This is a genomic window from Rhodobacteraceae bacterium Araon29 (assembly GCA_039640505.1).
In the GTDB taxonomy this organism is placed as follows: Bacteria; Pseudomonadota; Alphaproteobacteria; order Rhodobacterales; family Rhodobacteraceae; genus CABZJG01.
In genome coordinates, this window is record CP046865.1 from 1,897,226 (window position 1) to 1,912,880 (window position 15,655).

Sequence of the window (15,655 nt, forward strand, 5' to 3'; positions counted from 1 at the left end):
TGAGTTTAAACCAGCCAATTGAAAAATGCGCCCCCTTTGAGAGCGTTTAAGCAGGCATGCGCTTGAACTTCGCTACGAGCCTGTTATGCAGCGCAGTAATAAGGGTAGAACAAAGGACATCTGGCCAATGGACATTAAAGCGACACAAAAAGAGCATTCAGAGCACTGGGCAAAAGCTTCGGCAATTCGCACCTTAACACTTGACGCCATTGCTGCCGCTAATTCTGGACATTCCGGTATGCCAATGGGTATGGCCGATGTCGCGACGGTTTTATTTGAAAAACATCTAAAATTTGATGCAGCCGCACCGTCTTGGCCAGACAGGGATCGCTTCATTTTATCGGCAGGTCATGGCTCAATGTTGATCTATAGTCTGCTGCATCTGTGCGGCTATAAAGATTTCCCCATTGATGAAATTAAAAACTTTCGCCAGCTGGGGGCAAAGACAGCCGGACACCCGGAAAACTTTCTGTCCGAGGCAATCGAAACAACGACTGGTCCATTAGGACAAGGCGTTACAAATGCCGTTGGCTTTGCCATAGCTGAAGAAATTTTACGGGCTCGTTTTGGCAAAAAGTTGGTCAATCATCATACCTATGTGATCGTTGGGGACGGCTGCCTTATGGAAGGGGTCAGTCAGGAGGCCATAGGTTTGGCTGGCCGCCAAGAGCTGTCTAAACTCATCGTGCTGTGGGATGATAATAATATTACCATCGACGGAACTGTTGATCTGGCCGATAGAACGGACCAGATACAAAGGTTCAAGGCCTCTGGCTGGCATGTGCAGAAAATTGATGGTCATGATCCAGAGGCCATTGATACTGCGCTTATGGCCGCCAAAAAAGCCAATAAGCCATCCATGATTGCCTGCAAAACTCATATCGCATTGGGATCAAGTGCTCAGGACACTTCGAAGGGGCATGGCGCGTTGACTGATCCGCAGCTGATTGCAGATACCAAAAAAGTCTACGGTTGGAGTGCAGATGAATTTGAAATCCCAGCTTCGATAAAATCTGCCTGGGAAGGTATTGGTCAGCGCGGCGCCACCGATCGCCAGGAATGGGAAGAGCGTTTATCTTCTGTCTCCAGCAATAAACAAAATGAATTTCATCGCGTTTTTGCCGGCGAAATTCCCAAAAAGCTGACATCGGTCATTCGGACCTTCAAAAAACAAATGTCAGAAAACCCGCAGAAGGTTGCCACGCGTAAATCAAGCGAGATGGTCTTGAATGCAATCAACCCAATTATGCCTGAAACGGTTGGCGGATCCGCAGATTTATCTGGTTCAAACAATACGAGATCCAAAGACATGGATGTATTTGACACGGTTACAAGACATGGGCGTTACATTCACTGGGGTGTTCGTGAACATGGCATGGCCGCAGCAATGAACGGAATGGCTTTGCATGGCGGCATTCGCCCTTACGGCGGAACATTCATGTGTTTTACAGATTATGCTCGACCTGCGATGCGTTTGGCGGCGCTGATGAAAGTGCCAACAGTTTTTGTAATGACGCATGACAGCATTGGATTGGGTGAAGATGGGCCCACGCACCAGCCTGTTGAGCATCTGGCTATCAGTCGTTCGACCCCAAATACACATGTTTTCCGACCTGCTGATACAATTGAAACGGCAGAAGCGTGGGAAATTGCTCTTAGTTCGAACCACACCCCATCTGTTTTGGCGCTGTCACGGCAAGGTTTGCCAGCAGTAAGAACCATACATAAATCCGCCAATCTATCTGAAAGAGGCGCTTATGTACTTGCCGATAGTGAAGACAAACGTCAGGTCATTTTAATTGCAACCGGCTCAGAAGTTTCGCTTGCTTTAGAGGCCAGAACTGCGCTGCAAGCCGAAGGAATTGGAACCCGCGTCGTATCCATGCCCTGCATGGAACTCTTTGCAGAGCAAGATCCGTCCTATCGTAAACGTGTTCTTCCTGGGGGAGCGTCTGTTCGTATTGGTATCGAAGCCGGAGTTCGGCAGGGATGGGATCGTTGGCTTTTGGGTGAACGTGGCCGTGAAGCCAAGTCTGATTTTATCGGTATGTCCGGATTTGGGGCCTCTGCCCCGGCCAATACACTTTTTGAACATTTTGGCATCACCACGCAGGCAATAATTGAAAGAGTGAAAGCACTACTCTGAACGCGAATGGCCTTTGGCAGTGAGTCGCTGCCAAGGCCGTTTGGGCTCAAATAAAACGCGAACCCAGTTAAAACATTTAAATGTTAGCGCAAGCAACTAAGTTTGCTTATAGTTTAACGCTAACATACTGGTAAATATATTGAATTTTCATTTCTATTGACCTGTCCCTTAGCTATAAGCAGTTCAAGACTGCGTATAGGGGAAAACAAATGACGGTGACTTTGGGCATAAATGGTTTTGGCCGTATTGGCCGGTCGACATTAGCGCATATCGCTGAAAGTGCGCGTAACGATGTGCAAGTTGTAAAGATTAATGCCACTGGCCCAATAGAAACAAATGCACATCTTTTACGCTATGACAGTGTGCACGGCCGGTTTTCTGGACAAGTGACCGTTAAAGGTAACACCCTCGACCTTGGCCGAGGAGCCATGCAGGTTATGTCAAGCTATAAGCCAGAAGAGCTTGACTGGAACGGGTGTGATGTTGTGCTCGAATGTACTGGCAAATTCAATGATGGTAAAAAGTCTGCTATCCATATGCAGCGGGGTGCAAAATCCGTCTTGATTTCAGCGCCGGCGAAAAATGTCGATAAAACGATTGTATATGGCGTCAACCATCGGGAATTGATGGCAAATCATAGGATAATTTCAAACGGCTCTTGTACAACCAATTGCCTTGCGCCCCTTGCAAAGGTTCTGCATGAAGCGATAGGCATTGAACGCGGCATTATGACGACAATCCATTCATACACCGGGGATCAACCCGCATTAGATCGCCGGCACAATGACCTATATCGCGCACGCGCAGCGGCTATGGCAATTATTCCCACGTCGACCGGCGCGGCCAAAGCATTGGGTGAGGTTCTGCCGGATTTAAACGGAAAACTGGACGGTACAGCCATGCGGGTCCCTACCCCCAATGTATCCGCAGTAGATCTAACTTTTGAAGCAAGCAAAACTGTCACCAAAGAAGACGTAAATGCCGCCGTAAAAGAGGCGGCAGCAGGTCACATGGGGCATGTCTTGGCCTATGACCCAGAGCCAAAGGTATCAGTAGATTTCAATCACACAACTCATTCATCGATTTTTGCCCCAGAGCAAACCAAAGTTATTGATGGTCGAATGGTGCGTGTTTTGGCTTGGTATGACAATGAGTGGGCTTTCTCGTGCCGAATGGCGGATGTTGCGGCAACGATGGGGCGGCTTTTGCATTAAGGACTTGCCTTGATCGCTCAATCGACTTAGGCTCTCCACGATTTATTTACACTGTTGCTTTATTTTTTAATTTTGGAACTTTTAATCTTGTCAAATCGCTCCTGGCTTATCTTATTTTTAGGAATTGTTGCCCTTTTCACGGGTGATATATTTATCTCCGATGGTGAGACTTTATTATTTCTTGGACGACGAATACTCGTGTTGATCGAGTGGATCGCCTTTTGGAGATAATCTAACTCTAATTTCAGGCTGTTTTATGGTTGACAATTGCTCTGAAATATCAATGTTAGCGCTAACTAATGGGCAGTGTTAAAGAAAGAAAAGTTATGGCGTTAAAAGTTGCAATAAATGGCTTTGGTAGGATCGGACGCAATATTCTGCGTTCAATCGTTGAAAATCAGAGAACTGACATTGAAGTTGTTGCCATCAATGACCTAGGACCGGTTAAAACCAATGCGCATCTTTTTAAATATGACAGCGTTCATGGGAAATTTTCTAAAGACGTCAAAACCACGGACACTTCAATTGATGTTGGCTTGGGTCCGATTGCAGTAACGGCACTGCGCAACCCTGCAGAATTGCCATGGGCTGATGTAGATGTTGTGATGGAATGCACTGGTATTTTTACCGATCGTGAAAAGGCTGAGATCCATCTTCAAAACGGTGCTAAGCGGGTTTTGGTATCTGCGCCCTCAATTGGATCCGACAAAACAATCGCGTATGGCGTGAACCATGAGACTTTGAGTGCCAGTGATGTGATTGTTTCCAATGCCTCTTGTACGACAAATTGCTTATCGCCTGTTGCCAAAGTTTTGAATGACGCGATCGGTATAAAACGTGGGTTTATGACGACGATCCATAGTTATACTGGCGACCAACCTACATTGGATACAATGCACAAAGATCTTTATCGGGCACGCGGCGCAGCACTTAACATGATCCCAACAACCACCGGCGCCGCCCGCGCAGTGGGGTTGGTATTGCCGGAACTGGATGGGAAACTGGATGGCGTCGCTATTCGCGTTCCAACACCGAATGTATCATGTGTGGATTTGACATTTGAAGCCGCACGCGGCACGACAATTGAAGAAATCAATGCCGCCATTCATGCTGCTGCCGCTGGACCAATGAAGGGTGTTTTGGGCGTAACGGATGAACAGCTTGTCTCTATGGATTTCAATCATGACAGCCATTCTAGCATCTTTGCAACGGATCAAACAAAGGTAATGGACGGCACGCTGTGCAGGATCCTTACATGGTATGACAATGAGTGGGGATTTTCCACACGGATGGCCGATACAGCTACCGAGATGGGCAAATATCTGTAATTTAAGTGTCTGCTAAAGCTCAGGAACCCTATTTTCCGAGCTTAGCGAGCAAGCGTTCATGCACTTCATGTGTGACAAACTTGGACACATCGCCATCTAAACGGGCTATTTCTTTGACAAGTTTTGACGCGATTGCTTGATGTCTTGCTTCCGCCATTAAAAACACCGTTTCAATTGTTGAATCAAGCACTCTGTTCATGCCAACCATTTGAAACTCATATTCAAAATCGGCAACCGCACGCAGTCCTCGTACGATGACACTTGCACCCACGTCATGTGCGCAGTCAATCAATAAATTTTCAAACGGATGCGCAACAATTTCAGTACCAATTTCAGCGGACAAACCAGAGCATTGTGTTTCAATCATTGATACGCGTTCTTCCAGTGAGAATAGCGGTCCCTTGTCACGATTGATGGCGACACCAATAACCAACCGATCAACAAGCATAGCCGCACGGCGAATGATGTCGATATGTCCCAGTGTTATCGGGTCAAAAGTTCCAGGATATAGCCCAATACGCATTTGAAAGTCCTATGCCGATAAATAATTCTTTCAGCAAGCAACAATATTGCTGGCAAAATTGCAAGGGTCAGTACCCCATTATCATACCTTCCAGAGCGTCTTTTTCCATTGCCAATTCAGAAAGTTTGGCTTTGACCACGTCGCCTTGGGTGATAAGACCGATCATTTTGCCATTATCAACCACAGGTATGTGTCTGAACCTCTTATTTGTCATAATAGTCAAGACTTGATCTGCGGTTGCCTCGCGTCGGCAAGTGACAAGTTTTCGCGTCATAAAATCGCTTACAGGCGCGCCCAAAGCTGTTGCGCCACGATGCGATATCGCGCGTACAATATCTCGCTCTGATAAAATTCCGCTGGCTTCTTTACCGTTTTCAGAAATGACAACTGTGCCAATTTTATGCTGGGTTAACACTGCCGCCGCCTCTACCAATGTAGTCCCCGGCGTCACGGTAATAACATCATCGTTCGTTTTAGAATTCAAAATTTGCTGCACCAGCATTCATTTTTCCAAAATAATATTACAATAAAGCAATCATATTTGTAATTATATTTTTGTCAAGATGATCTCTCTAAGTGATCAAGCTCTAAGCGGATTTCTTTAGCCAGGGCCTCTACAAACTTGTTCATTCTATCCATACGGCGATCTTCATAATGGCGAATAAGGTAAAAACTGCGCGTTAATGAAAACTCATCAGTAAGAACGCGTTTCAATACCGGAGCAAAAGGTAAAGCAAAATCATGAACCACACCAAGCCCTGCCCCTGCTCGCAGCCAGTTGAACTGGACTGCGACGGAATTTGATGCCAGAGGCAGGCGCTGAACACCAAGATCAGTCAAATAATCAAGTTCTTTGTCAAATATCATATCAGCAATATATCCAATGAACCTATGGCCCTTTACATCGGATAATTCGATAAGCGGTGGTTTATCCCTTAGGTACTCTTCCGAGGCCGCCAAATGCAATTTGTAGTCTGTTAACTTTTGCGCTGTCAGCCTACCAGTTTCGGGCGGGCTGACGGCGATAGCAATATCGGCCTCACGTTTGGTTAAATTAATCACGCGCGGCAAGGCAACAATTTGAATGTCTAAATTGGGGTTTTGGTCTAAAATTCTGGCGCACACTTGTGGTAACAGAAAGTTAGCACAGCCATCAGGGGCTCCAATTCGAATTTGCCCACTTAAAGAATTAGTTTGGCCAGAAATTTCTTCTGTTAAACCAAGCATTGCTTGCTCGACCCTCGCAGCATGGTCAAGCATTCGATTACCTGCGTCGGTTAAAGCATAACCAAAAGTTGAGCGCACAAATAAAGAAAGACCTAGTAGGTCTTCAATACGGGAAATCCGTCGCCCAACAGTTGCCGGGTCAAGCTTTATATGTCGCCCAGCCGCCGACAAGGTTTCATACCGAGCGACAGCTAGAAATATTCTCAAATCATCCCAATTTTCTGTCATCTCGCACCTTTGCAATTTTGCAGCACTATTTTGTGAATTTTCCTCTTTTCACCACATTTTTGCAAGGCTAACCTCATAATCAAATAAATAGGAGAGCTCTCATGCAAGAATTAACCCATTATGTTGGTGGTGCGAATATCAAAGGAACATCGGGGCGCTTTGCCGATGTCTTCAATCCCGCCACCGGTGAAGTTCAGGCCCAAGTGCCTCTGGCTTCGGAAAGTGAAATGGCGCACGCAGTAGAGGTGGCGGCAAAAGCCCAGTTAAGCTGGGGTCAGGTTAATCCTCAGCGCCGTGCACGCGTAATGATGAAGTTTGTTGACCTGCTTAATCGTGACATGGACCGTCTGGCAGAAGCGCTAAGCCGCGAGCATGGTAAGACCTTTCCAGATGCCAAAGGCGATGTTCAGCGCGGGCTTGAGGTTGTTGAATACTGCATCGGTGCGCCCCAATTGCTCAAGGGTGAGTTCACAGACAGTGCCGGTCCGGGAATTGACATGTATTCAATGCGGCAGCCTTTGGGGGTCTGTGCCGGTATTACGCCGTTTAATTTCCCCGCCATGATCCCAATGTGGATGTTTGCGCCGGCGATTGCCTGCGGCAATGCCTTTATCCTTAAACCGTCTGAGCGTGATCCCTCCGTTCCACTGATGCTTGCGGAACTCATGGAAGAAGCTGGATTACCCAAAGGCATTTTACAGGTTGTTAATGGCGATAAGGTGGCTGTAGACGCAATTCTTGATCATCCCCTGATCCAGTCGATTGGTTTTGTCGGCTCTACCCCGATCGCTGAGTATATCTATGGTCGAGGATGCAGCAATGGGAAGCGCGTACAGTGCTTTGGCGGGGCTAAAAACCATATGATCATTATGCCCGATGCGGATCTGGATCAGGCAGCAGACGCTTTGGTGGGCGCTGGATATGGCGCAGCTGGCGAACGGTGTATGGCGATTTCGGTTGCTGTGCCGGTGGGTGATGAAACGGCCGACCGTTTGATTGAAAAATTAGTGCCGCGAATTGAAAAACTGAAAGTAGGTCCCTACACTGCCGGTGACGATGTTGATTATGGCCCTGTGGTTACCGCCGCAGCCAAACAAAACATCCTAGGCCTGGTGCAAAGCGGCGTGGATCAGGGCGCAGAGCTTGTAATTGATGGGCGCGATTTTAATCTTCAGGGCTATGAAGATGGATTTTTTGTTGGGCCACATTTGTTCGACCGCGTCACGCCAGACATGGATATCTACAAAAAGGAAATATTCGGACCGGTTCTAAGCACCGTTCGTGCAGGCAGTTATGAAGAGGCGATAGGTCTGGCGATTGATCATGAGTATGGCAACGGCACTGCAATTTTTACCCGTGACGGAGATGCCGCACGCGATTTTGCTAACCGGATCAATATTGGAATGGTGGGGATCAATGTTCCTATTCCCGTGCCCCTTGCCTATCACACATTCGGCGGTTGGAAAAAGTCTGCCTTTGGGGATTTGAACCAACACGGCCCGGATGCTTTCCGGTTTTATACTCGGACAAAAACAGTGACGTCACGCTGGCCCTCTGGCATAAAAGACGGCGGCGAGTTTAACTTTAAAGCCATGGACTAAAACACCAGTTCGAGATCATCTATAGCCGTTGTTTACGGCTATAGATGAGCGGACTAGGATAAAGGAGCCTTGGGATGGATTTTGCTTTAACCGAAGAACAAAATGCTGTGTTTGATATGGCCTATGCTTTTGGCCAAGAGCAGATCGCCCAAGAGGCACGCGCTTGGGAAACACAGGGCACTATTCCCAAAGACCTTTGGCCAAAGGTGGCTGATCTTGGGCTTGGGGGAATTTATGTCAGCGAAGATCAAGGCGGATCAGGTCTCGGCCGTCTTGATGCAACACTTATCTTCGAAGCTCTGGCCATGGCCTGCCCTTCTGTTAGTGCCTTTTTATCTATTCACAATATGTGTGGAGGCATGATCGACAAGTATGGCAGTGAAGAAACCCGTACGCGGTGGCTTCCAGATCTATGCTCCATGCGCAAAGTTTATAGCTATTGCCTTACCGAACCGGGATCAGGATCAGATGCGGCAGCTCTTAGCACCAGGGCTGAACGAACCAATGAAAACTATGTAATGAACGGCACGAAGGCGTTTATTTCCGGTGGGTCCTATTCTGATGCCTATATCGTTATGTGCCGAACGGGCGACCAAAGCCCCAAAGGAATATCTGCGTTGGTAGTTGAAGCCGGAAGCCAGGGCCTGAGCTATGGCGCGCTAGAAGAAAAAATGGGGTGGCGATCACAGCCCACGGCGCAGGTCCAGTTTGATGATTGCACCGTTTCTATCGACAACCTTTTAGGAGATGAAGGTCAGGGCTTCAGCTACGCGATGGCTGGTTTGGATGGCGGACGGTTGAACATTGCCGCCAGCGCGCTTGGCGGTGCACAAGCCGCGTTGTCTGCCACCCTAGAGTACATGGGCCAGCGAAAAGCCTTTGGTAAATCCATTGATCAGTTTCAAGCTCTGCAATTCAAGCTTGCCGAGATGGAAGTGAAACTACAGTCCTCGAGAACATTTTTGCGTCAAGCGGCTTGGAAGCTAGACAATGGCACGTCAGACGCTGGTAAGTTCTGTGCGATGGCCAAGCTGTATGTGACCGATTGTGCGTTTGAAGTGGCCAATAACTGTCTGCAACTTCATGGCGGTTATGGCTATTTATCTGACTACGGTATCGAAAAAATTGTGCGAGATTTGCGGGTACATCAAATTCTAGAAGGCACGAATGAGATTATGAGAATGATTATTTCAAGACATATGCTCGCAGCCCGATGAAAGATATCAATATTCGCATTTCTGGCCGGGCTGGCCGCATCACCTTGCAGCGCCCCGATGCTTTAAATGCCATGACCTATGAGATGTGCACCGCAATTGAGGCGGCACTTATGGACTGGCAAACCAATGATACCGTTGATCTGGTAATTATCGATGCGCTTGGAACCCGCGCCTTTTGCGCCGGAGGTGATATTGCGGATCTATACCAATCTGGACTGGATAAAGATTATGCTTTTGGGCAAAAATTCTGGGCAGATGAATATAGACTAAATGCGCTCATCGCCCGATATCCCAAGCCTTACATTGCTCTTATGCAAGGTTTTACCATGGGTGGCGGCGTGGGCATTTCATGTCACGGAAGCCATCGAATTGTTGGTGAAACCAGCCAGATAGCGATGCCCGAATGTGGAATTGGTTTGGTTCCCGATGTGGGTGGTTCCTATATCCTGTCGCGTGCGCAAGGTTTCTTAGGAGAATATCTTGGTCTAACAGCGGATCGTATGGGGCCAAAAGATGCAATCGAGGTTGGCTTTGCAGATTATTTTATTCCGCAGGATCGTTGGGCGGCAATGACAAAGGAGCTGGAAAAGACCGGCGACCCAGAGGCCGTCAAAACCTATATCGCTGACGCGCCTGCTGGAAAATTTGCAGATGCTTTACCAATGATCAACACCGCATTCCAATCAGGAGATCTTTCCACAATCGTTAGAGAATTATCAAATCAAGATAGTTCTTTTGCAGAAAAAACATTGAAAGCCATGGGCCGCAACTCACCTTTATCCATGGCCTGCGCACTTAAAATAATTGAACATCTGAGGGATAGATCAGGCGATCTTGAAATGGCGCTGCGCTGTGAATATCGCTTTACCGCACGCGCAATGGAGTTTGGGGACTTCCTCGAAGGTATTCGGGCCGCTATAATTGACAAAGACCGCACGCCAAACTGGCAACACAATATGAGCAGCGTTCCCACCGCAGATATCGAACATATGCTTTCCCCCCTTGGGGCAATGGAATTGCGTTTATAGGAGAGATGAAATGAACATTGGATTTATTGGCTTGGGCAATATGGGCGCCCCAATGGCAGAAAACCTGACTGCTGCAGGTCTAAATGTCACCGGCTATGATCCCGTTGGGGTCACTGCCAAAGATGTTGCGATTGTAGGCTCGGCAGCAGAGGCCGCCGCAAATGCTGATATTGTCATCACAATGCTTCCCAATGGGGATATCCTGCGCGCAGTTGCGGATGAAATTATTCCCACTATGGCTGCTGGCGCTGCCTTTTTAGATTGCTCAACGGTTGATGTTGAAAGCGCGCGCCATGTGGCCCAAAGGGCGGCCAAGGCTGGCGTTTTACCGCTAGACGCCCCGGTCTCTGGCGGTGTTGGCGGCGCAACCGCTGGCACTTTAACCTTTATGGTTGGCGGCCCAGAGGTAGGATTTGCCAAGGCCAAACCAGTATTCGACATTATGGGTCAAAAGGCTGTCCACTGCGGAGATTCAGGAAATGGTCAAGCGGCCAAAATATGTAATAATATGATTTTGGGGGCCACAATGATTGCCACCTGTGAAGCTTTTGCGCTTGCCGATAAACTTGGTCTAGAAAGGCAAGCTATGTTTGATGTAGCCAGCACCTCTTCAGGCTATAGTTGGTCGCTTAACGTCTATTGTCCTGCTCCGGGCGTTGGACCACAAGCCCCATCAGACAATGATTACAAACCGGGTTTCTCTGCTGATCTGATGCTAAAAGATCTACGCTTAAGTCAACAAGCGGCCACGGCGGTGGATGCAGATACTCCGATGGGGGCTGCAGCAACGAAGCTTTATGGTGATTTTGTAGAGCAGGAAAACGGAAGTGGCCAAGATTTTTCTGCAATGTTGCCGCGCTTTTCTGGGCGAAATCGGTCACAATAAAATACTTTTATTCTCAATACCTTTTGTAATGGCACTAGAAAACCGAAATACTATTGCGAGTAACTATGGTTTCTACCCAATGGTAAAAAAACTAAAGTTTGCTTCTGATATCCAAAAATTGAAATTTATGAGTTTAAAAAAATATTCAAAATGCAAAAAATTATGCATTTTATTGTTGACCGATTCGAATTGTTTTCGTAGCGTAACGTCATAAGTCGGCCAGTCCGACGGGGAGAGAAATTTATAAGTGAAAAAGAGCCTTTAATCAGGCTCTTTTTTATTGGCCGCTGTCCTGTAACTTAGTGTCTTTTTTCATTCACATTGATTTCATGCTCATGACATCGGATAAATTGCATGATATCACGCGTTCATAAGCAGCAGAGGTAAATTAATGTTAAATCGCTTTGTCACAATATCTTTCTTTTTTGTGCTTTCATTTTTCTCATCCGCACAGCTTTTGTGGGCACAAAATGTTGAGGCAGGTGAAGGCTTATCCTTAGGGTTAGCTGTCCCGACACCTGAAATTGGGCAACCTTATATTGCAGAGCGGGTCGGCGACTGGAATATTCGCTGTGTGCGGACTCAAGATGGCAATGATCCATGTGAATTAGCCCAAATTATAATCAACGAGAGAAACGAACCTGTGGCTGAGATTGCATTATTTAAATTGCCATCTGGTCAACCCGCCGTTGCAGCGGCGAATATTGTTGTGCCACTTGAAACGTTGCTCAATATTCCTCTCACTATTTCCTTTGGGCCTAATAGCATAAAAAAGTACCCCTATTCATTTTGTTCCTCTGTCGGCTGTATAGCCCGTATTGGCTTGACCGAAGACGATATCGCACTGATGAAAAAAGGGTTAGTTGCCAATCTCATCATTGCACATCTGTCTCTTCCCAATGAAAATGTTATTTTTGAACTGTCTTTAAAGGGCTTTACGGCCGCCTATAAGAAAGCAACGATTATTCAAAACTAGCGGTTTTTAAGGAAATCCAAAACTGACTTCGCCGCGCAACTCCCGGGCGTCAAAAAGGGTGCTTTCAAGCGATCTACTGTGCTTTGCATAGATTGAAATTGGGCAGTGGGATTCTTTAAAACATCACAAATTGCAGATGCAATCGCATCTGGTTGGCAGGCTTCGCCGATATACTCGGGAACCGTGCGCGTGTCGGAAACCAAATTGACAAGATTAACGCTATCCACCTGCAGCATGCGCCCAATAATCTGACGAGATATCCAGTTCATATCATAGGCTACAACCATTGGCGTTTGATTGATTGCCAGTTCCAATGAGACTGTACCAGATGCAGCCAATGCGACATCCGCCGCTTTAAAGGACGCTCTTTTAAATTTGCCTGCTTGATCCAAGCTAAATTCACGTGGATCCAGAACAATAGGCTTATGCGTCCATTGGCGAACCTCGCTCTGCACCAATTCAGCCACTGATGGGGCAGCAGGAAGTACAATATTCATGTCAGGATAACTGTCTTTCACCTTTGCCAAACTGTTTTGGAAAATCGGGGTTAAACGTTTGATTTCCGAGCGTCTTGAGCCCGGCAAACACACTAAAATAGGCCCTGAGTTTAGCCCAAAATGCGATTTAAACTCAGACACTTCCTGTGGCGTGGCGATGCGGTCTTGAACCACAGGGTGCCCGACAAAATCACAGCTCATTCCTGCGTCCTGCATAAGTGGCGGCTCATACGGAAAAAGGGCAAGAACATGGTCGATGTATTTTGCAATCTTGCGCGCGCGTCCGGGCCGCCAAGCCCATACGGTCGGCGCTACATAATGAGCCGTTGGGATATCATATGTCTGCTTGACCAAATCGGCTACTCGAAATGAAAATTCTGGAAGATCAATTGTGATTAACACATCAGGCTTTTCATCCAAAACTGCTGAGGCCGTTTGGCGTATCCGCTTTTTCAGATGACGATACTGGCTTAGGATCTCGGAAATTCCCATCAAAGAAATTTCTTCCATCGGGAAAAGGCTCTTTAGCCCTATTTCTTCCATCAACGCACCACCAACGCCGATAAATTCGAGTTTATGGGAAATGTGTTGTTCAAACCCCTTCATCATCGCAGCGCCAAGTTTATCCCCTGAGGCCTCTCCTGCAATGATGAATATTTTCATAACTCGGGGTCCTGCGCCAAAATAAAAATATCCAGTGACTGGGCCAAGGACAGCGTGGTGTCACGATCAAGAACCAGCACTTTATCTGGGGAAATTACGATGCCGGACAATCCAGCCTTTGCCGCTTGGCGTATGGTTTGCGGCCCTATGGTTGGGACATCAACCCGCATATCTTGATTTACTTTCGGTCGCTTGACCAACACCCCACCTTGAGAAGATCGCAAAGAGCTCGACGTGATGGCAACAAAATCCAACAGGGCTTCGGTGCCTTGTAAGGTCTCGATCCCAAGAACATGGCCCCCTTCCACAACCACGCCCTGACCAATATCAAGCGTACTCATATGGCGTAGAATTTGATCTGCATAAGCAACATCAGCCAATAGAGCATCCGGCAATGCGCCAACAGCTGCACCCGCAAGCAGGGTTAATTCTAAAGCGATGTCCTGCGGGGCGACAACATCAAAGCCCTGATCTTCAAAAAGTGTAATCACGTACCGAAGAACTGTATCGTCGCCCTTTTGCAAAACTTTTATAAAATCAGGCGCAATGTTATGCATGAAGGCATCGAACTTTGCGGGATCAAGTTGGGGCCGCGACATTGCACCGGCCATAACGATTTTTGAAATCTCATGATGCTTTAACAGTTCAAATAGACTTTGCAATCTTTCAAACTGACAGACATGTAGGTTTTCTGATGCTAATTGGTGCGCCATGCCCTCAAATACGACACACAGCGCATCTGGGACAGCTTGATGCAGTTGCACTGGCAGACGACCATCCCCTGCAAGTATCGCAAGACCCGATGTCATATCATTCGCCAGGTGTTAAAAAAGAGCGATCCGATACGCCGGTAACAAAATCAACGATTTGCTGAACATAGTCACTTTCGGTTTCCTCGCCCAATCGCTTGGCGCGCTCTTGAAAAGCGCCCTCGCCTTGGGCCAGCATCTGAAAAGCAGCCCGCAAAGCAGTGATATCCGCACGCGGAACTCCGCGCCGTTTAAGCCCAACTAGGTTTAAACCATGCAGTTCACCGCGCGGCGCCTGTACCAACCCGTGGGGAATGACATCATTGGTCACCATTGTCACCGCCCCGATGATGGCGCCCTGCCCGATGCGCACAAATTGATGAAGCCCCGAAAGACCGCCAACAATGACGTCATCCTCTAAAACACAATGGCCAGCAACCGCCGCATTATTGACCAAGATCACCCGGTTGTGGATCTTCACATCATGCGCCACATGGCACCCGGCCATAAACAAGCCATCATCGCCAACCTGCGTTAGACCGCCGCCACCCGTTGTGCCGGTATTCATAGTAACATGCTCACGAATGCGGTTACGGGCTCCGATGCTAAGGGAGGTCTTTTCACCTTTGAATTTTTTGTCTTGTGGAATTTCGCCCAAAACTGAAAATGGGAAAACAACAGTTTCTTCCCCGATATCTGTTTTGCCGCTAACCACAACATGACTTTTCAAAGTTACTTTATCACCAAGCTTTACCTCTGGTCCAACATGGCAGAATGGTCCTATATCACACCCCACTCCTAGCTCGGCGCCCGGCTCTATAATCGCACTGGGATGGACAAAGGAATTGCTCATTCTACGCCTCCTGAGGCAAATCCATCATAGCAGTAAACTCGGCTTCTGCGGCCATTTCGCCCTCAACACTGGCGACACCGCCAAACTTCCAAACCTTTCCGCCCGGCTTACCGCGCAGAGTGGTCAGCTGCATTTCCAAAACATCCCCCGGAACAACTTTGCGGCGGAATTTACATTTATCAATGGCCATAAAATAAATCAGTAACTCTTTGTCAGCCAAATCTAACGCGGTTCCAACCATAACCGCAGCAGTTTGCGCCATAGCCTCGATGATTGTCACGCCCGGCATAATCGGATTACCTGGAAAATGGCCCTGAAAATGCGGCTCGTTCATAGTCACGTTTTTCAAGCCCTTGGCCGATTGTGTACCATTGATATCCACCACTTTATCGACCAGTAAAAAAGGATAGCGGTGGGGTAAAATTCGCTGGATGAGTTGTATATCTGCGCTCAGAGACTGGCTGCTCATTTGAAACCTTTATCTTACGTGTTGTAATGTCCTAACAATCTGAGCGGTTT

The 15,655-nt window shown here is 47.5% G+C and carries 15 protein-coding genes; 8 read left to right on the forward strand and 7 right to left on the reverse strand.

Annotated features, from left to right (window positions below; all coding sequences use genetic code 11):
* Positions 1–127: 127 nt before the first annotated feature.
* The 3 genes from tkt (at position 128) to gap (GN278_09200) (ending at position 4,688) form a co-directional block, all read left to right on the forward strand.
* On the forward strand, positions 128–2,146 hold the full coding sequence (gene tkt / locus GN278_09190; GenBank protein ID XAT60891.1) for a transketolase: 2,019 nt from the start codon (positions 128–130) through the stop codon (positions 2,144–2,146).
* A gap of 209 nt (positions 2,147–2,355) precedes the next feature.
* Positions 2,356–3,360: a type I glyceraldehyde-3-phosphate dehydrogenase gene (gene gap, locus GN278_09195; protein XAT60892.1), complete on the forward strand. Its 1,005-nt coding sequence runs from the start codon at positions 2,356–2,358 to the stop codon at positions 3,358–3,360.
* Between the two features lie 326 nt (positions 3,361–3,686).
* Entirely contained in the window at positions 3,687–4,688 is a 1,002-nt protein-coding gene (gene gap, locus GN278_09200) for a type I glyceraldehyde-3-phosphate dehydrogenase (protein XAT60893.1), read from the forward strand.
* Between the two features lie 28 nt (positions 4,689–4,716).
* On the opposite strand, the gene coaD is transcribed toward gap (GN278_09200), so the two are convergent.
* The 3 genes from coaD to GN278_09215 all read right to left on the reverse strand — a co-directional run bounded on the left by coaD (position 4,717) and on the right by GN278_09215 (position 6,666).
* The gene (gene coaD, locus GN278_09205) at positions 4,717–5,211 is read right to left on the reverse strand and encodes a pantetheine-phosphate adenylyltransferase (GenBank protein XAT60894.1); all 495 of its coding nucleotides are present in this window, start codon (positions 5,209–5,211) and stop codon (positions 4,717–4,719) included.
* Between the two features lie 67 nt (positions 5,212–5,278).
* Positions 5,279–5,713, reverse strand: a complete 435-nt coding sequence (locus tag GN278_09210; GenBank protein XAT60895.1) for a CBS domain-containing protein — start codon at positions 5,711–5,713, stop codon at positions 5,279–5,281.
* A 56-nt stretch (positions 5,714–5,769) separates the two neighbouring features.
* Entirely contained in the window at positions 5,770–6,666 is an 897-nt protein-coding gene (locus tag GN278_09215; GenBank protein ID XAT60896.1) for a LysR family transcriptional regulator, read from the reverse strand.
* 101 nt (positions 6,667–6,767) lie between these two features.
* On the opposite strand from GN278_09215, the gene mmsA reads away from it, so the two are divergent.
* The 5 genes from mmsA (at position 6,768) to GN278_09240 (ending at position 12,374) form a co-directional block, all read left to right on the forward strand.
* Complete coding sequence (mmsA, locus tag GN278_09220; GenBank protein XAT60897.1) at positions 6,768–8,267, forward strand: CoA-acylating methylmalonate-semialdehyde dehydrogenase; 1,500 nt, start codon at positions 6,768–6,770, stop codon at positions 8,265–8,267.
* A gap of 74 nt (positions 8,268–8,341) precedes the next feature.
* Positions 8,342–9,484 (forward strand): acyl-CoA dehydrogenase, encoded by a 1,143-nt coding sequence (locus GN278_09225; protein ID XAT60898.1) that lies wholly within the window; start codon positions 8,342–8,344, stop codon positions 9,482–9,484.
* The gene (locus tag GN278_09230) at positions 9,481–10,512 is read left to right on the forward strand and encodes an enoyl-CoA hydratase/isomerase family protein (GenBank protein ID XAT60899.1); all 1,032 of its coding nucleotides are present in this window, start codon (positions 9,481–9,483) and stop codon (positions 10,510–10,512) included. The genes GN278_09225 and GN278_09230 overlap by 4 nt, the downstream gene beginning before the upstream one ends.
* A 10-nt stretch (positions 10,513–10,522) precedes the next feature.
* Positions 10,523–11,398 carry a 3-hydroxyisobutyrate dehydrogenase gene (gene mmsB / locus GN278_09235; GenBank protein ID XAT60900.1) on the forward strand — a complete coding sequence of 292 codons (876 nt, stop codon included), beginning with the start codon at positions 10,523–10,525 and terminating at the stop codon, positions 11,396–11,398.
* Positions 11,399–11,789: 391 nt separating this feature from the next.
* On the forward strand, positions 11,790–12,374 hold the full coding sequence (locus tag GN278_09240; GenBank protein ID XAT60901.1) for a hypothetical protein: 585 nt from the start codon (positions 11,790–11,792) through the stop codon (positions 12,372–12,374).
* Here GN278_09240 and lpxB read toward each other — a convergent pair.
* Genes lpxB through fabZ form a run of 4 tightly spaced genes read right to left on the reverse strand, consistent with a single transcriptional unit; the run spans position 12,371 to position 15,605 of the window.
* A complete protein-coding gene (gene lpxB, locus GN278_09245) occupies positions 12,371–13,534 on the reverse strand; it encodes a lipid-A-disaccharide synthase (protein ID XAT60902.1) in 1,164 nt (387 codons plus the stop codon). The genes GN278_09240 and lpxB overlap by 4 nt on opposite strands.
* Positions 13,531–14,343: a UDP-2,3-diacylglucosamine diphosphatase LpxI gene (lpxI, locus tag GN278_09250; protein XAT60903.1), complete on the reverse strand. Its 813-nt coding sequence runs from the start codon at positions 14,341–14,343 to the stop codon at positions 13,531–13,533. The genes lpxB and lpxI overlap by 4 nt, the downstream gene beginning before the upstream one ends.
* 1 nt (position 14,344) lies before the next feature.
* A complete protein-coding gene (lpxA, locus tag GN278_09255) occupies positions 14,345–15,136 on the reverse strand; it encodes an acyl-ACP--UDP-N-acetylglucosamine O-acyltransferase (protein ID XAT60904.1) in 792 nt (263 codons plus the stop codon).
* 1 nt (position 15,137) lies between these two features.
* Complete coding sequence (gene fabZ / locus GN278_09260) at positions 15,138–15,605, reverse strand: 3-hydroxyacyl-ACP dehydratase FabZ (GenBank protein XAT60905.1); 468 nt, start codon at positions 15,603–15,605, stop codon at positions 15,138–15,140.
* Positions 15,606–15,655 lie beyond the last annotated feature (50 nt).

Excerpts from the sequence above, each read along its gene's own strand:
- tkt (XAT60891.1), top strand. The coding sequence starts at position 128 with ATGGACATTAAAGCGACACAAAAAGAGCATTCAGAGCACTGGGCAAAA.
- gap (XAT60892.1), top strand. The coding sequence starts at position 2,356 with ATGACGGTGACTTTGGGCATAAATGGTTTTGGCCGTATTGGCCGGTCG.
- gap (XAT60893.1), top strand. The coding sequence starts at position 3,687 with ATGGCGTTAAAAGTTGCAATAAATGGCTTTGGTAGGATCGGACGCAAT.
- coaD (XAT60894.1), bottom strand. The coding sequence starts at position 5,211 with ATGCGTATTGGGCTATATCCTGGAACTTTTGACCCGATAACACTGGGA.
- GN278_09210 (XAT60895.1), bottom strand. The coding sequence starts at position 5,713 with ATGCTGGTGCAGCAAATTTTGAATTCTAAAACGAACGATGATGTTATT.
- GN278_09215 (XAT60896.1), bottom strand. The coding sequence starts at position 6,666 with ATGACAGAAAATTGGGATGATTTGAGAATATTTCTAGCTGTCGCTCGG.
- mmsA (XAT60897.1), top strand. The coding sequence starts at position 6,768 with ATGCAAGAATTAACCCATTATGTTGGTGGTGCGAATATCAAAGGAACA.
- GN278_09225 (XAT60898.1), top strand. The coding sequence starts at position 8,342 with ATGGATTTTGCTTTAACCGAAGAACAAAATGCTGTGTTTGATATGGCC.
- GN278_09230 (XAT60899.1), top strand. The coding sequence starts at position 9,481 with ATGAAAGATATCAATATTCGCATTTCTGGCCGGGCTGGCCGCATCACC.
- mmsB (XAT60900.1), top strand. The coding sequence starts at position 10,523 with ATGAACATTGGATTTATTGGCTTGGGCAATATGGGCGCCCCAATGGCA.
- GN278_09240 (XAT60901.1), top strand. The coding sequence starts at position 11,790 with ATGTTAAATCGCTTTGTCACAATATCTTTCTTTTTTGTGCTTTCATTT.
- lpxB (XAT60902.1), bottom strand. The coding sequence starts at position 13,534 with ATGAAAATATTCATCATTGCAGGAGAGGCCTCAGGGGATAAACTTGGC.
- lpxI (XAT60903.1), bottom strand. The coding sequence starts at position 14,343 with ATGACATCGGGTCTTGCGATACTTGCAGGGGATGGTCGTCTGCCAGTG.
- lpxA (XAT60904.1), bottom strand. The coding sequence starts at position 15,136 with ATGAGCAATTCCTTTGTCCATCCCAGTGCGATTATAGAGCCGGGCGCC.
- fabZ (XAT60905.1), bottom strand. The coding sequence starts at position 15,605 with ATGAGCAGCCAGTCTCTGAGCGCAGATATACAACTCATCCAGCGAATT.